The organism is Desulfuromonas sp. DDH964, from assembly GCF_001611275.1.
In the GTDB taxonomy this organism is placed as follows: Bacteria; Desulfobacterota; Desulfuromonadia; order Desulfuromonadales; family DDH964; genus DDH964.
The window spans coordinates 958,181-973,051 of record NZ_CP015080.1 but is presented as its reverse complement, the minus strand read 5'-3'; the positions used below and the strand labels follow the sequence as shown (position 1 = coordinate 973,051).

Below are 14,871 nucleotides of genomic sequence, written 5' to 3'. Positions count from 1 at the left end.
CCGGGATGCAACAACGACTGCCACCGCTGGGATTTTTCCTGTATAGTCTAGTTTCCGTCCGGAAACGGCTCTTTTCCGCCGTGGTGGCTTCAATCTTCGGCCTTGCTTGTGCGGCGTACCGGTGTACGCCTCCGCGCAAGTCCTCGATTTCCTTGCCACAACGAAAAATTCCTCGTTTCCGACTCGGAAACCACGCCGTGCCCATCTGGAGGTTCCGGATGGACACTAGTCTACGGGTCGCCGGCGTCTCATACAGGGGCGGGCGTTTCAGAAAGGATTTTCTGCCATGGCTGCAAGTTCGGGAACGGTTTCCAAAGCGCTCGGCCTCGCCCTGCTGGTGATCGGCATCGGTCTCGCCTACTGGGGACACCAGATTTCAGGTTCCCTCGCCTCCCAGGTCTCGGTCAAACTGACCGGCGCCATGCCCAACGAGGTGATGTACCGCTACATCGGCGGGGCGGTCAGTGCCGCCGTCGGCCTCTTCCTGCTGGTCAAAAGGTAATCTCCATGAACGAACTGCTGCCCAAGGGTGAAGAGCTGCGGCGCGCCATCCGCTGGATTTCGGAACGGCTGCAGGACCAGCCCGACCTCCCCTGGCGATCCCTGGTCCAGGAGGCGATCTTCAAGTTCGACCTCTCGCCCCGCGATGCCGACCTGCTCCTCGACTTCTTCTACCAGCGGGCCGCCGACTCCGGAACCTGACTTCCGCCGCCAGCTCCCGTTCCAGCTTTGCTGCAGGACGGGCGGCGCGCTCGCGATTGCCTCACTGGTTGCAATATGCGAAGGTGATGTGCATCAATCTCCTCTCGGGAGCAGTAGCCGCTCCCTGTTCCAAGACCCCGCGCCGGGCAAGGGCCTGCCAGCGGGGTCTTTTTTTTAGAGGATACAATCGCCTACCACCGATTAGCGACAGAAGCTGCCGGGGGCGTAACCAAAGCGTGCAGAACCGGTTATAATGAGTAAAACCGGTTCCACCCCAACCAGGGAGATTCCCATGCGAGATTCCGCTTTCCCGGCATCCTGGGCACCACCGCTGTTAAGCGTCATGCGTGCTATCGTCGGTTTTCTCTTCCTCCAGCACGGCGGGCAGAAACTCTTCAACCTTCCTGTCGCCATGCCCGGTCCGCCCCCTGAACTCTTTTCGCTGATCGGCCTGGCCGGTGTGCTCGAACTCGGCGGCGGCCTGCTGCTGCTCGTCGGGCTCTTCACCCGCTGGACCGCCTTCATCCTCTCGGGGCAGATGGCCTTCGCCTATTTCATGGTCCATGCCGGCAAGGGGTTCTGGCCTCTCGCCAACCAGGGAGAACTGGCGGTCTTCTACTGCTTCGTCTTCCTCTACCTGGCGGCCGCCGGAGGCGGCTCCTGGAGCCTCGACCGGCTCCGAATAAAGTGACGGCAGGGGCGGGCCCTGGTGCACTGCGCCGCTGGTAATTTGCCCCCCTTCCGGTAACATCGTGGCAAGAGCACAATCCCTCTTTTCCCGACCCCCAGGAGAACGCTCATGGCCAGCAAGGGAACCATCGGCATCCTGACCGGCGGCGGCGACGTCCCCGGCCTCAACCCGGCGATCCGCGCCATCACCATCCGCGCCCTGCGCGAAGGCTACCGGGTCCTCGGCATCCGCCGCGGCTGGGCGGGGCTGGTGGAACTGGTCCCCGACCCACACGCCGACAACAGCGCCTGCGTGCAGGAACTGACCCAGGATATCGTCAACCGCGCCGGGCGCACCGGCGGCACCTTCCTGCACACCTCGCGCACCCGGCCGAGCCACCTCCCCAAAGCCAACCTCCCCGCGCACCTGCGCGACAGGTACGCCGCCGACATCAACGATGTCACCCCTGACGTTTTGAAGCAGATCGAGTTTCTCGGCCTCGACTTTCTGATCCCGATCGGCGGCGACGATACCCTCAGCTATGCCCAGCGTCTCCACGAGGAGGGGGTCAAGGTGGTCGCCATCCCCAAGACGATGGACAATGACGTCCCCGGCACCGACTACTGCATCGGCTTCTCGACCTGCGTCACCCGCACCATCGAGTTGACCCACCGCCTGCGCACCTCGGCCGGCAGCCATGAACGCTACCTGGTGATCGAGGTCTTCGGCCGTTACGCCGGCTTCAGCGCCCTGCTGCCGACCATGGCCGGGGCGGCCGACCGCTGCATCATCCCCGAGCACGATTTCGACATCGAAAAACTTGCCGAACTCCTCACCGAGGACCGCAACCGCCACCCGAGCAAGTACTCGGTGGTGCTGGTCTCGGAAGGGGCGAAGATGCGCCACCAGCAGGGGATGAGTTTCGAAGGGGAGGAGGTCGACCAGTACGGTCACCGCAAGCTCGGTGGCATCGGCGACCAGGTTTCGGTCCTGCTCAAGGAGCTCTCGCCCAAATACAACAACGGCCGGCGCATCAACGTCCTCAACCAGCGCCTCGGCTACCTGGTCCGCAGCGGCGATCCCGACGCCCTCGACTCGATCGTGCCGATGGCTTTCGGCAACATGGCCCTCGACCTGGTCCTCGCCGGCACCTCGGGGCGGCTGGTGAGTATTCACAATGGCAGCTACGACACGGTGCCGATCACCATCGTCACCGGCCAGAAGAAGGTGGTCGACGTCGCCAAATATTACAGCGTCGACCGGCTGCGACCGAAGTACGATTCCTTCCTGCGCCAGCCCCTCTTCATCATGACCAGCGACAGCTGAGGCACTGCGGGGTCGGCACACCGGCATATTTTCTCCTTCCGGCAGATGGCAGAATTGGACTTTTTTCAGATCGGATTTTTTCCTCGCGCGCACCAGGGAGAAAAGAGCATGAGCAAAGGCCAGGACAGTAAAAAAGAGGCGAAAAAGGAGCCGGCCAAAACCCAGAAAGAGAAGAAGGCCGACAAGAAGGTCAAAAAGGCCGAGAAGAAGAGATAGGCCTACGCTCCCCCGGCCAAGGATATGATGCCGAGAATCGTCCCCTGCATCCTGCTTCTGCTCGCCCTGGCCGTCAGCGGCGAAGCTGCCGGTCCGGCCTTAAGGTGCACCCCTACCCCACCCGACGCCGAGGGTCCCTTCTACCGGCCGGAAGCGCCGGTGCGCAATGCCATCGGTCAGGGTTATCTTCTTTTCGGCCAGGTCAGGTCGGCACAGGATTGCGCGCCGATCGCCGGCGCCCGAATCGAGGTCTGGCTGACCGGACCGGACGGGCGCTACGACGACCGCTGGCGGGCGACCCTCTTCTCCCGCACGAACGGGAACTATTTCTTCCAGAGCCATTTCCCCGGCCGCTACGGCAGCCGGCCGCCCCACATCCACCTGCTCGTCACCGCCCCCGGCTTCAGCGAACTGATCACCCAGCACTACCCGCGCCCCGGCAGTGGCGAAGGTCACTTCGACCTGGTCCTGATTCCCGGCGACTAGCGTCAGCGGGGCTAACCGGCGATTGCCGCTATCGACAGCGGGCGAGGTGTGCTAAATTCCTTCCGGCAGTTTTCTTTTCGCCCGTCCCGCGGAGCCGCCATGGCCTTCGACAGTATCGACGATGCCTTCCACTTTGTCAGCGACGCCCCGCCCGGAGAGCGCCGGGCCCTGGTCCACCGCCCCACCGGCAAGGTCTACCTCGCCTCGCTGAAGGCGGGCTATGACGAGGCCCCGCCCGGCAGCGGCGACGATGCCGACTATCTCGCCATCCCCCACCGCCGCGACCTCGACCCCGGCAAGCCGCTGGTGCTGGAGTTCGTCGACCGTCACTGCCCGGGGGAACGGACCCGGATCGAAGCGCTCTTCGGCCGGCCCGGGGCTTTTCGCAACCTCAAGGAGCTGCTGCGCCGCAAGGGACTGCTTGACCTCTGGGAGATTTTCGCGACAGCCCAGCTCGAACAGCTGCTGCGCCAGTGGTGCAGCGACCACGGATTGCCAGTTTAACTTCTGCAACGGCCGCCATCGGCCCGCTACCCTGCGAAGGCTGCTCCATGGATGACTGGAAACTGATCGACAGCGCGCCGATCCCCGGACACGAAGGGGAGTTGCTGCTCTACAAGCGCGAGGAAGAATATTCGATCAGTGTCGCCGGCGGCGGCGCCCTGATGAGCACCTGGGCCCACGATTCGGAGGATGCGCTGGCGGCGGTGGCCTGCCGGCGCATCGCCGCCCGTCCCGGGGCGAGGGTCCTGGTCGGCGGCCTTGGCATGGGCTTTACCCTTGCCGCGGCGCTGCATCATCTCGGGCCGGACGCCGAGGTGGTCGTGGCCGAGCTGGTACCGGCGGTGGTGGCCTGGAACCGGGGGCCCCTCGGCGAGTTCGCCGGCCACCCGCTGCGCGACCCGCGCACCCGGGTGCGGGAGGGGGATGTCGCCCGCATCCTCAAGGCCGAACGCCGCGCCTTTGATGCAATCCTGCTCGATGTCGACAACGGTCCCGAGGGGTTCACCCGTCGCAAGAACGACTGGCTCTACAGCACCGACGGTCTGACGGCAAGCTACGGTGCCCTGCGGCCGCAGGGGATCCTCGCCGTCTGGTCGGCCGGTCCCTCGCGCAACTTCATGGAGCGGCTGCGCAAGGTCGGCTTCAGGGTGCAGCAGACGCGGGTGCATGAACATGACAAGCAGGGGGACCTGCATGCGATCTGGCTCGCCGAACGGGACTGATCGGAAAGAAGGGAGAGAGGAATGGCAATGACGGGTAGGCAGGGAGGTAAGGTATGAAGAAACTGATCGGACTGATTCTGGTGGCCGCCATCGGCTACGGCTACTACACCAATCCCGGCTTCGAAGCGCACCAGCAGGCGATTGTCGAAGTCTGCCAGCTCCCGGAAGGCGAAGCGACCGAGCAGGCCCTGGCCCAGCTCGATTACTCGAACTTCTTCATCGCCTCCACGGTCAAGGATACGATCCGCCTGACCCTGGTCAGCTACGGCTTCCTTGGCCGGGTCAAGGTTGTCGACCCGGAGTGGCCCGAGACCGGCAAAGCCGTCAAGTAGTAGCGGCGATGGCCGGCCTGGGGCGGGATTTATTTCGCGGCCCGGACCCCCATCAACGCATCGACCTTGACCAGGTTGCGAAAACCGGCGGAGCGCAGCCGGCGCATGGCATCCTCGACAAAGCCGGAGCCGCGCCTCAGCAGCTGCGGATTGCCGGTGTAGTGGAAGAGGCGACCGCGCCGGGTCAAAACCCGGTGCAGCTCGCGGTAGAAACGCTCGCCGTAGAGTTCGCCGGCCAGGGAGAAACGGGGCGGATCATGGATGACGCTATCAAATGATTCCGTCGCCAGCTCCCGGATATAGGCCTCGATATCTCCCGCCACCAGGCAAATGCCCGGATCGTCCAGCTGCTGCGACCAGGGGTTTTTACGGCGCAGGGCGCTGACGGCTGCGCTCTTCTCCACCGAAACGACCTCCCGCGCACCGAGTTCCAACGCCGCGATGGCGGCATAGCCAAGCCCGCCGCAGGTGTCGAGCACCCGGTCGCCGCGCCGCACCACCGCGGCGGCCATGGCCCCGGCACTGGCGTCGGGGGTGGTCCCTTGCGAGATGTGCATCTTCACTCCGCTGATCTCCAGCAGCGGGGCCTGGGCCGTCGGCACCAGCTTGCAATAGCCATCCTCCCGGGATTCGAGAATTTCGAGCCCCTCCCCGTCGCCAAGATAGAAGATCCGCGCCTCCCTGCCGGCAATCTCCTCCAGGTCGGCCCGCTCCAGGCGCCGACCCGAATCGAGAACCAGGCCGTCATCGACGAGGCGCAACCGGCTCCGGCTGCGATTGAGATCGAGGGAGAGCTCCACCTCCGCCTCCCCCCGCGCGAGGGCGGCAAGGACCTGGCGGGCCAGGGTCGCCTCGAACCAGTAGCCGTCACGGCTCATGACCGGCGCCGCCCCGCGGTCCCGGGGACGACGATATTCGCCGTCTGGGTGGTGAGATCAAAGACAACCCGGATCTTGCCGAGGCGCAGCTGCTGCAGCACCTGCGCGACCTTCTCCTCCAGCGCGCCGCCCACCTCCCCCCAATCGGCACCGTCCCGGCTCACGAATTCCTGGATCAGGCTGCGCAGGGTCTCGGGGTTGAGCCGCTGGTAGGGAATTTCGACCCCCTCTTCGGCGGGATGGTCCGCTTCACGCCCGGTCATCGTTGCGCTCCGTTCTCCCGCCAGGATCCGGATCCTGCCGATGCGGTTGCCCCGCGCCCACTGCGAACCGCCATGCTCCGCCCTCCCTCACGCCACCGGCGCCACCGGTTGCAGCTTCCAGATATCCCGGTTGTACTCGGCGATGGTGCGGTCGGTGGAGAAGTGGCCGCTGGAGGCGGTGTTGAGGATGCTCATGCGGGTCCACTGCTCCGCGTCCCGGTAAGCGACGGCGACCCGCTGCTGGGCGTCGACGTAGCTGCGAAAATCGGCCGCGGTCAGCCACTGGTCATTGGGGCTGGTGATCGCCCGCAGGATCGGGTCGAAAAGCCCGGGGTGGAACTGGTTGAAATGGCCCCATTCAAGCAGCTGCATGACCCGGCGCAGGTCCTCGTCGGCGGCGATGATCGCCGTCGGATCGTAATGGGGGCGCAGCGCCTCGACCTCGGCGGCGGAGAGGCCGAAGAGGAAGAAGTTCTCCGCCCCCGCCTCCTCGCGGATCTCGATATTGGCGCCGTCCAGGGTGCCGATGGTCAGCGCCCCGTTCATCATGAACTTCATGTTGCCGGTCCCGGAGGCTTCCTTGCCGGCGGTCGAAATCTGCTCCGAGAGATCGGTGCCGGGGGCGATCGCCTCCATCGCCGTCACCCGGTAGTTGGGGAGAAAAGCGAGACGCAGGCGGCCGGCGGTGACCGGGTCGGCATTGATCACGGCGGCGACGTTGTTGACCAGACGGATGATCAGCTTGGCCATAACGTAACCGGGGGCCGCCTTGCCGCCGATCAGGATGCAGCGCGGCGTCCAGTCGGCGTCGTCCCCCCGTTTGAGGCGGTCGTAGAGGTGAATGACATGGAGGACGTTGAGGAGCTGCCGCTTGTACTCGTGGATGCGTTTGACCTGGACGTCGAAGAGCGCATCGGGATCAAAGCTGACGCCGCAATCGTGCGCCACCAGCTGCGCCAGGTGGCGCTTGTTCTGCTGCTTCACTTCCCGCCAGCGACGCCGGAATTCGGCCTCTTCGGCATGGGGAGCAAGGCCGGACAGGCGCGAGAGGTCGGCCACCCAGCCCTCACCGACGGTGGCGGTGATCAGGGCAGAAAGCTCGGGATTGCAGAGCGCCAGCCAGCGGCGGGGGGTGACACCGTTGGTCTTGTTGTTGAACTTCTCCGGCCAGAGGGCGAAGAAATCACAAAACAGCCCCTCGGTCAGCAGCTGCGAATGGAGGGCGGCGACACCGTTGACGGAGAAGCTGCCGACGATGGCGAGGTAGGCCATGCGCACCTGCGGCACCTCTCCCTCCTCGATCAGCGACATGCGCCGCTGGCGTTCCACGTCGCCGGGCCAGCAGCGGGCGACTTCGGCGAGGAAGCGAGCGTTGATCTCGAGAATGATGTCGAGCAGGCGCGGCAGCAGGCGGGCGAAGATCGGCAGCGGCCAGCGTTCCAGCGCCTCGGGAAGGAGGGTGTGATTGGTGTAGGCCATGGTGCTGCTGGTGATCTGCCAGGCCTCGTCCCAGCCGAAATGATGGACATCCATCAGTAGGCGCATCAACTCGGGAACGGCACAGCTCGGATGGGTGTCGTTGAGCTGGAAACGGTTCTTGGCTGCGAACTCAGAGAAATCGCGTCCGTGGTTGCCGACCCAGCGCGCGACCACGTCCTGCAGGCTCGCCGAGGCGAGAAAGTATTGCTGGCGCAGGCGCAGCTCCTTGCCGCTCTCGCTGGCGTCGTTGGGGTAGAGAACGAGGGTGATCAGCTCGGCCGAATTTTTCGCCGCCACCGATTCAGGGTAGAGCCCGGCATTAAATTCATCGAGGTCGAATTCGTCGGTGGAACAAGCTTTCCAGAGGCGCAGGGTATTGACGGTTCCGTTGCGGTACCCGGGTACCGGCACGTCGTAAGGGACCGCCAGCACGTCGCGCGTCTCCACCCAGCGGGCCCGCTTGCCGCCGCCATTGTCGTGGCGCCATTCGGTGTATCCGCCAAACCGCACCCGCTGGGTATATTCGGGGCGTTCCAGCTCCCAGGGGTTGCCAGCGCGCAGCCAGTGATCGGGCTCCTCGACCTGCTCGCCACCGCTGATCGACTGGCGGAACATGCCGTATTCGTAACGCAGGCCGTAACCGGTGACCGGCAGTTGCAGGGTCGCGCAGCTATCGAGGAAACAGCTCGCCAGCCGGCCGAGGCCACCGTTGCCGAGGCCGGCGTCCTGCTCGATTTCGGCCAATTCCTCCAGGTCCATGCCGAGGCAGCGCACCGCCAACTCTGCCACCTCGTCGAGCCCGAGGTTGAGCGCGGCGTTGCCGAGGGCGCGCCCCATCAGGAATTCGAGGGATAGATAGTAGGCGTGACCGGTATCGGCTGCCTCATAACCGTAGCGGGTATTCTTCCAATTCTCCAGCAGCCGCTCCCGCAGGGTCAGGACCAGCGCCTGGTAGGCGTAATGAGCCGAGCGGCAGTGCCGGTCGCGGCCGAGGGTGTGGGTATAGTAACGTCGGAAGTCCTCCACCAGGCTGTGTACGTCGTTGCCCAGGGGAGGAAGGTCGGTGATGCTCGCCTCAAAATCCTTGCGCAGGGTCTTCTCGTCCAAGGTTCTCTCCTTTACCGGCCGGGGCCCGTCCCAACGGCGGGCGACCATCATAACCGAAAACGTATTGCTTAATTTACCGCAAAGATCGGGACCTGTCGCGCCCCAAGGCGCAGTCTGCCGCCCCATGCTGGTAGTGTCGCCGATTCGGGGACCACGGTCAACGACCAACTCCCGGCGCAGGCTGGAGACGGAGCCGATTCTGGCCGAATATTTAGTTCTTGCGTAGTTGCGGCCCAGCGTGGTAGGGTTGCTTCACTTAAGCTAAGGTTGTGTAGGTTTTTTCGTCATCCGCCGCATTGACAAGGTGTCAAGATGGATCAACACACAGTCCCCCTTGGGCTGTGTGTTTTTTGGTTTTCGGGTGAAGGAAGTGCACGACGAGAATCGTTCCCTACCGGGAACATGGAGAAAAGAAGATGGCAGAAGGCACCGTGAAATGGTTCAACGACGCAAAAGGTTTTGGTTTCATCGAGCAGGACAATGGTCCTGACGTATTCGTACATTTTTCCCAGATCCAGGGTGATGGTTTCAAATCCCTCGCCGAGGGAGACCGGGTGAGCTTTGATGTCACCCAAGGGCAGAAGGGTCCGCAGTCGGCCAATGTCAACAAAATCTAGGCACCAGCCATCCGCATGACGCGGATGGCACCTGCCCGGGTTTTACCCTCGCCCTGCAAAGGAGCCCTGCGTCATGCGTGGGGCTCTTTTGCTTGGCGTGATCCAAACCCTGAAACGATAGCGGGAGAAAACCCCGCGAGGAGGAATAGATGGCGCGAAAACCGAATTACAACTTTGAAAAACGCCAGAAGGAACTGGCCAAAAAGGCGAAAAAAGAAGAGAAGGCCAAGCGCAAGCAGGAAGAGAAGAGCGAAGAGCCGCCCACCGAGGAATGAGGCCGGGGCCCCCTCCCCTGTCCCACTACTCCTATCCCACCCAGAGTTACCTGCCCGACCCGCCTTTGGCACGCCCTTCCAGGCAATGAGCCGAAATACAATGAACTACCCCGCAGCAAGCTACGGGGTATCAACAGCCTACACCCTTAGTAAAAATCGCGCAGCAAGCTGCGGGGAATTGAACCCAACTTTTGATTAATATTGGCACATCGATTGCTTTCCCTTTAACCCGCAGCCACCCGCCCCTCGGGTCGCGATTCACCTCCCGGTGAAATCGTGCCCCCGGGCCGGGATGAACGGCCGTTTCCGGCCAATGGGGGAGCGGAGCCCTCGGTCTTTTCCCGGAATGTCACCGGTGAAGGGACAAAGGCGCAGAGACCGAGAGCTGGGGAGTGATTCATGGCAGGAAAAGGGTGGGTGATTTTTTTCGTGGTGCTGCTGCAGGCGCTGAGTGCCGGGGCGTCGATGAACGAATCGCCCAAATTATTGCGCGTCTATGGTCCGGGAGGACCGCACCATGTCCTCGAGGAATGCGCTGAACTCTTCCGGGAGCGCCACGGCATCGAGGTCGCAGTAATCAAGGCCATGCCCCGCGAGCTTGAAAGAAAGCTTCACGAGGATGGCGACCTCTACTATGGCGGCGCCGAGTACATGCTGGAAGACCTGGTGGACCGCCATCCCGACCTGCTCGACCTGAGCACGGCCGAAAACCTTCACCCCCGCCGCATCGGCGTTGTCGTACGCAAAGGGAATCCGCACGGCATCCAGACCTTTGCCGACCTGAGTCGCGACGGCATTGACCTGCTTGACGTCAAGCTGGAGCGGATGCGCCACTTCCACGGCGAGCAGGCCCGGCCGGGCCAAATCAGACACTTTGTCTTCACCGGCCAGCAGGGGGTTAGCGCCTGGCTGGCCACACCGGAGATCGACGCCTGGGTCACTTACCGCTCCTGGCACCTCTGGCTGGAAGACGAAGCAGACTTTGTGGAAATCCCCGGTCCGGCGGGACTGCGTTACACCCCGATGGCGCTGACCCTAAGAACCCCCCACCGCGCCGAGGCACTGCAATTTCTCACCTTCCTGAAATCCTCGGAGGCCCGGCAAATCTTCGCAGAACACGGCTGGTACTAGACCCGGCAGGCACAAATCCTCGACATCCGGGCCATTCTTTTATATAGTTCCAGGCAACACCGGCAACCGGGACCGCCGTGACCCCTCCCTGCGACCGGACTCCGTATGGTGAATCACCCTGCCGAGCCGTGCCCCTCCGACCTTGCCGCCCTGACGGCATGCCAGCTTCGCTACGCCTCCGATAGCGCCATCGCCCAGTACTGTGACGCCCACTTCGGGCCCGACAAATTCGGGGTGGAGAACTTTCCGGCCCGCATGGCCCGGATCTGCTGTGAGGCGATGGCCGGGCGACCACGGCATCGGGCCCTCGACCTTGGCTGTGCCGTCGGCCGCGCCAGTTTCGAACTGGCCGCCCGCTTCGAGCAGGTTACCGGAATCGACTTTTCCCGCCCCTTCATCGACACCGCCCGGCGCCTGCAGGAGCGTGGCACCCTCTGTTACCAGCTGACCGAAGAGGGCGAATTTTTGGCCGAGCGAAAAGTCTCGCTGCAGGAGCTGGGGCTGGCCCATGCCGCCGCGCGGGTCTTCTTTCACCAGGGGGATGCCCGGCACCTTCAGCCCCACCAGACCGGCTACGACCTGATCCTGGCCGCAAATCTCATCGACCGCCTGGGCGATCCGGCAGGCTTCCTCGCCGGCATTCACCAGCGCCTGGTCCCTGGCGGCCTGCTCGTCATCGCCTCCCCCTACACCTGGCTGGAGGAATTCACACCGCGGCGCAACTGGCTCGGCGGCCGCTACCGCTGCGGCGTCCCTCTCACCTCTCTGGCCGGCCTCGGTGAACACCTCGAGCAGCGCTTCACCATGATTCAGCCACCGCAGGAGGTCGAGTCCGTCCTGCGCGAGACGGCCCGCAAATTCCAGGTCAACATCTCCCAGGTGACAATCTGGCGCCGGGACCATTGAGGCAAACCACTGGTCAAGAGGACCGCTCTGCTGCTATGCTGAACAAAATCCATCCCTGCAAGGAGCCCCTCGTGTCGCTAGCGGAAATGATCGAACTCCCCTGCCCGAATTGCCAGGCCGGCCTCTACCAGCCCCTCGCCTGGTTCCGCGCCAGGTACAACACCTGCCCCCAGTGTGGCGGCGGAATCAGCGCCGACCAGCTGGCGCCGCTGCTCGATGCCATCGAAGCGGAATTCGACGCCCGCATCGACGAACTGCTGCAGGAGAAAGCCTGCGCCGGCGGCTGCTGCGGCCGGCAGCATGAACCGCCATCACCCCGCGAAGTCGGCAATGACGCCTGAGGCGTCTGCGCCAACCCGACGCCAGGCAGGCCTCGCTCTCGGCCTCTGCTTCCTGCTCCTCGGCGCCTGTTCCGGCGAAGACTGGCGCACCGCCAGCCGCGCCCCGGCGGGACTCGCCCCCGACCCGGCTGTGACCCGGGAGGCGGTGCTGCAGGTCTACGCCGCCCGGGCCTGGGGCTGGCGCGGCTGGTTCGCCGTACACACCTGGCTGGCGGCCAAACCGACCAACGCTCCCGGATACACCGTTTATGAGGTCATCGGCTGGCGCCAGCATCGTGGTCTGCCGGTGCTGCGCATCGAACAGGACCTCCCGGACCGGCTCTGGTACGGAGAGCGGCCGTGGCTGATCAGCGACCAGCGTGGCCCCGAGGTCGACGCCCTGATCACGGCGGTCGACCGGGCCGCACGCAGCTATCCCTGGCCCGAGACCTACAGCGCCTTTCCCGGCCCCAACAGCAACACCTTCACCGCCTGGATCGGCAGCCAGGTGCCAGACCTGAAGCTTGACCTCCCCTTCTCGGCCATTGGCAGCGGCTATCTCGATCGCCATTAGCAGTAACGACGTCAACCGATTAACAACGAGAACAGGGCGCCCCGAAGGACGCCCTGTTCTCGTTGTGCCGATAACCTGCCGCGGCCGCTCAGCTATTGCGGGCGGAGTTGCGGGAGGCGACAGCCCCGCCCTGGCGGGGTCCACGCCGCGGCGAGCGCGCGGGGGAGGCCGGAGACTTGCTGCGCCGGGCCGCCTCGGGCCGCGGCTGACGGGGTGCGCCGGCTGCCGTTTTGGGCCGCTCGGGAGCGGCCTGGTTGTAATCGAAAGCGGCCAGGGTGCGCCGCTCGATGGCACTGCCGAGGACCCGCTCGATCGATTGCACCATCGCCCGGTCTTCGCTGCTCACCAGGGTAAAGGCATCGCCACTGCAGGCGGCGCGGCCGGTGCGGCCGATCCGATGGATATAGGCCTCGGTGGTCGCCGGGATGTCGTAATTGATGACATGGGAAATCTGCGAGACATCGATGCCGCGGGCGGCGATGTCGGTGGCGACGAGGATCTGGAAACGGCCATCGCGGAACCCGTCAAGGGCCGCCTGGCGCCGCGACTGGGAGAGGTTCCCCTGCAGCGAGGCGGCCTTGAAGCCGCTCTTGCAGAGCTTTTCGTCCAGCCGCTTGGCGCGGTGCTTGGTCCGGGTGAAGATCAGGACCGAGCCGGTATCGGTATGCCGCAGCAGTTCGAGCAGCAGGTCGGTCTTGAGGTGCTGGGCGACCGGGTAGATGGCATGGCTGACGGTCGTCGCCGGCGCCAGGGTATCGACCTGGATCGTCTCCGGCGCGGTCAGGACCTCGGCTGCGAGCTTGCGGATCGCTACCGGCATGGTCGCCGAGAAGAGGAGGTTCTGGCGCTGCCGCGGCAGATGCCCGAGGATCTTCCGGATGTCGGGAAAGAATCCCATGTCGAACATCTGGTCGGCCTCGTCAAGAACCAGCACCTCGACGCGGGAGAGGTCAATGGTCTGTTGCCGGATATGGTCGAGCAGGCGCCCCGGGCAGGCGACGACGATCTCGACGCCGCGCTTCAGCTTCTGGACCTGCGGATTGATGCCGACGCCGCCGTAGATGGTGGCGCTGCGCAGACCGGTCTCGCTGCCGAAAGCGGAAATCGCCACGTGGATCTGCTCGGCCAGCTCGCGGGTCGGGGCGATGACCAGGGCGCGCACATGACCGCGCTCCCCCTGCAACAAGCGGTGCAGGATCGGCAGCCCGAAGGCCGCGGTCTTGCCGGTTCCGGTCTGGGCCAGGCCCATGATGTCGCGACCGGCCATGACCCGGGGGATGGCCTGGGCCTGGATCGGCGTGGGGGTGGTGAAGCCGGCAGCGGCAATGCCGGCCGCAACCTTGGGGTGGAACTGGAAACTGCTGAAATTCATGGTGCCCTTTCAAAGCTTCCGGAGAGCTCCGAAAGCGTGGGGTAAAGCCGCAACAAAATCAGGCCCCGGTCGGTATACCGGGGCCTGCAGGATGGGTAATTTTCATCGATGCGTTGCGGGGAGCGGTGATACTTGGGGGCAAGACTAGCAGTGCCGCCCATTGCTGTCAAGTGAATTAGCTGCCGACGCCCGTTGCCAGAGCAACTCAGCGCAGGAAATAGACCAGCAACAGGACGGCAACCACCAGCACCAGGACCGCGGCCAGGAGGAGCGGTGATAACCGGGAGGGGGCCGCCGGCAGCGGATCCACCAGTTCACCGACCACCGGAAAGCGTTCGATCACGGCACGAACATGGGGCGCTGTCAAGAGCGCTGCGCTGAGATCGGCGCCGGCGGCGTGCAGCCCCTCGTGCAGGCCGTCAGGCCAGCGCGCGCTGGCCGTGACATCGTAGACCTTGCCGTTGACGGCAACCAGGGCCTGGCGGCCATCGCGGCCGTCAAATCGGCGCAACTCCTCGCTGGTCATGCTCCCTCCCGTGGCGGCCGGCTCAGACAAAAGAGCAGACATATTCGGTTATGCCCTCCTCGACGGCGATCTCGAAGGAGGAATTCCCCGGAACCTCGAACCAGGTGCCGGCGGCAAAACCGATCCATTTCTCCTGGCCACCGATCCTGACCCGGCAACTGCCGGAGATGATTTCCATCTTCTCCGCGGCCTCGGTATTGAAACGGTAGCTGCCGGGATAGATCAGGCCGAGGGTCTTGCGGCTGCCGTCGGCGAAGGTCAGGGAATGGCTGACAACCCGGCCGTCAAAATAGAGATTGGCCTTGCATGTCACGCTGACATTGGCAAACTGGGAAGGGGAAATGTAAGTCATCGGTGGCTCCTTGCCGGGTTTAAGGGGGACGTCCCGCTTGTTATCACAACCCGCCACCTCCCGGCAAGCGGATTCCGCCGGAATTGACAGGCCGGGCCGAATCGGCTATTTTG

At 64.3% G+C, this 14,871-nt stretch carries 20 protein-coding genes; 14 read left to right on the top strand and 6 right to left on the bottom strand.

The genetic code is table 11. The features are described 5' to 3' along the window. Nucleotides 1-286: 286 nt before the first annotated feature. From DBW_RS04345 to DBW_RS04310, 8 genes are all read left to right on the top strand, one after another. Nucleotides 287-502, top strand: a complete 216-nt coding sequence (locus DBW_RS04345; protein WP_066724763.1) for a DUF3185 family protein — start codon at nucleotides 287-289, stop codon at nucleotides 500-502. Nucleotides 503-507: 5 nt separating this feature from the next. Continuing rightward, entirely contained in the window at nucleotides 508-702 is a 195-nt protein-coding gene (locus DBW_RS04340) for a hypothetical protein (RefSeq protein ID WP_066724761.1), read from the top strand. Nucleotides 703-994: 292 nt separating this feature from the next. Further along, nucleotides 995-1,393, top strand: a complete 399-nt coding sequence (locus tag DBW_RS04335) for a DoxX family protein (RefSeq protein ID WP_066724759.1) — start codon at nucleotides 995-997, stop codon at nucleotides 1,391-1,393. A gap of 108 nt (nucleotides 1,394-1,501) precedes the next feature. Continuing rightward, the gene (locus tag DBW_RS04330) at nucleotides 1,502-2,698 is read left to right on the top strand and encodes a 6-phosphofructokinase (protein ID WP_066724757.1); all 1,197 of its coding nucleotides are present in this window, start codon (nucleotides 1,502-1,504) and stop codon (nucleotides 2,696-2,698) included. Between the two features lie 243 nt (nucleotides 2,699-2,941). Further along, nucleotides 2,942-3,400: a hypothetical protein gene (locus DBW_RS04325; RefSeq protein ID WP_066724754.1), complete on the top strand. Its 459-nt coding sequence runs from the start codon at nucleotides 2,942-2,944 to the stop codon at nucleotides 3,398-3,400. 99 nt (nucleotides 3,401-3,499) lie between these two features. Continuing rightward, complete coding sequence (locus DBW_RS04320) at nucleotides 3,500-3,904, top strand: hypothetical protein (protein WP_066724752.1); 405 nt, start codon at nucleotides 3,500-3,502, stop codon at nucleotides 3,902-3,904. Nucleotides 3,905-3,951: 47 nt separating this feature from the next. Further along, complete coding sequence (locus DBW_RS04315) at nucleotides 3,952-4,626, top strand: spermidine synthase (protein WP_066724749.1); 675 nt, start codon at nucleotides 3,952-3,954, stop codon at nucleotides 4,624-4,626. A gap of 53 nt (nucleotides 4,627-4,679) precedes the next feature. Further along, complete coding sequence (locus tag DBW_RS04310; RefSeq protein ID WP_066724746.1) at nucleotides 4,680-4,958, top strand: hypothetical protein; 279 nt, start codon at nucleotides 4,680-4,682, stop codon at nucleotides 4,956-4,958. A gap of 29 nt (nucleotides 4,959-4,987) precedes the next feature. On the opposite strand, the gene DBW_RS04305 is transcribed toward DBW_RS04310, so the two are convergent. From DBW_RS04305 to DBW_RS04295, 3 genes are all read right to left on the bottom strand, one after another. After that, nucleotides 4,988-5,836 carry a class I SAM-dependent methyltransferase gene (locus tag DBW_RS04305; protein ID WP_066724744.1) on the bottom strand — a complete coding sequence of 283 codons (849 nt, stop codon included), beginning with the start codon at nucleotides 5,834-5,836 and terminating at the stop codon, nucleotides 4,988-4,990. Beyond that, nucleotides 5,833-6,099 carry a YheU family protein gene (locus DBW_RS04300; protein WP_066724743.1) on the bottom strand — a complete coding sequence of 89 codons (267 nt, stop codon included), beginning with the start codon at nucleotides 6,097-6,099 and terminating at the stop codon, nucleotides 5,833-5,835. The genes DBW_RS04305 and DBW_RS04300 overlap by 4 nt, the downstream gene beginning before the upstream one ends. A gap of 87 nt (nucleotides 6,100-6,186) precedes the next feature. Then, nucleotides 6,187-8,685: a glycogen/starch/alpha-glucan phosphorylase gene (locus tag DBW_RS04295; protein ID WP_066724741.1), complete on the bottom strand. Its 2,499-nt coding sequence runs from the start codon at nucleotides 8,683-8,685 to the stop codon at nucleotides 6,187-6,189. Nucleotides 8,686-9,101: 416 nt separating this feature from the next. Here DBW_RS04295 and DBW_RS04290 point away from each other — a divergent pair, with 416 nt between their 5' ends. The 6 genes from DBW_RS04290 to DBW_RS04270 all read left to right on the top strand — a co-directional run bounded on the left by DBW_RS04290 (nucleotide 9,102) and on the right by DBW_RS04270 (nucleotide 12,508). After that, nucleotides 9,102-9,302, top strand: coding sequence for a cold-shock protein (locus tag DBW_RS04290; protein WP_066724738.1), 201 nt, complete (start codon nucleotides 9,102-9,104; stop codon nucleotides 9,300-9,302). Nucleotides 9,303-9,451: 149 nt separating this feature from the next. Then, on the top strand, nucleotides 9,452-9,577 hold the full coding sequence (locus tag DBW_RS19060) for a hypothetical protein (protein ID WP_257722364.1): 126 nt from the start codon (nucleotides 9,452-9,454) through the stop codon (nucleotides 9,575-9,577). 399 nt (nucleotides 9,578-9,976) lie between these two features. Beyond that, nucleotides 9,977-10,708, top strand: coding sequence for a substrate-binding domain-containing protein (locus DBW_RS04285; protein ID WP_082820176.1), 732 nt, complete (start codon nucleotides 9,977-9,979; stop codon nucleotides 10,706-10,708). Nucleotides 10,709-10,813: 105 nt separating this feature from the next. Further along, complete coding sequence (locus DBW_RS04280) at nucleotides 10,814-11,614, top strand: putative 4-mercaptohistidine N1-methyltransferase (RefSeq protein WP_066724734.1); 801 nt, start codon at nucleotides 10,814-10,816, stop codon at nucleotides 11,612-11,614. A gap of 71 nt (nucleotides 11,615-11,685) precedes the next feature. After that, nucleotides 11,686-11,955: a hypothetical protein gene (locus DBW_RS04275; protein WP_157471751.1), complete on the top strand. Its 270-nt coding sequence runs from the start codon at nucleotides 11,686-11,688 to the stop codon at nucleotides 11,953-11,955. After that, nucleotides 11,945-12,508, top strand: coding sequence for a DUF3750 domain-containing protein (locus DBW_RS04270; RefSeq protein WP_066724725.1), 564 nt, complete (start codon nucleotides 11,945-11,947; stop codon nucleotides 12,506-12,508). Before DBW_RS04275 ends, DBW_RS04270 begins: the two co-directional genes overlap by 11 nt. Before the next feature lie 88 nt (nucleotides 12,509-12,596). Here DBW_RS04270 and DBW_RS04265 read toward each other — a convergent pair whose 3' ends face one another. From DBW_RS04265 to ppnP, 3 genes are all read right to left on the bottom strand, one after another. Continuing rightward, complete coding sequence (locus tag DBW_RS04265; protein WP_082820174.1) at nucleotides 12,597-13,880, bottom strand: DEAD/DEAH box helicase; 1,284 nt, start codon at nucleotides 13,878-13,880, stop codon at nucleotides 12,597-12,599. A 205-nt stretch (nucleotides 13,881-14,085) separates the two neighbouring features. After that, nucleotides 14,086-14,406, bottom strand: coding sequence for a cytochrome b5 domain-containing protein (locus tag DBW_RS04260; protein WP_082820173.1), 321 nt, complete (start codon nucleotides 14,404-14,406; stop codon nucleotides 14,086-14,088). A gap of 22 nt (nucleotides 14,407-14,428) precedes the next feature. Next, complete coding sequence (ppnP, locus tag DBW_RS04255) at nucleotides 14,429-14,758, bottom strand: pyrimidine/purine nucleoside phosphorylase (protein WP_066724722.1); 330 nt, start codon at nucleotides 14,756-14,758, stop codon at nucleotides 14,429-14,431. Nucleotides 14,759-14,871 lie beyond the last annotated feature (113 nt).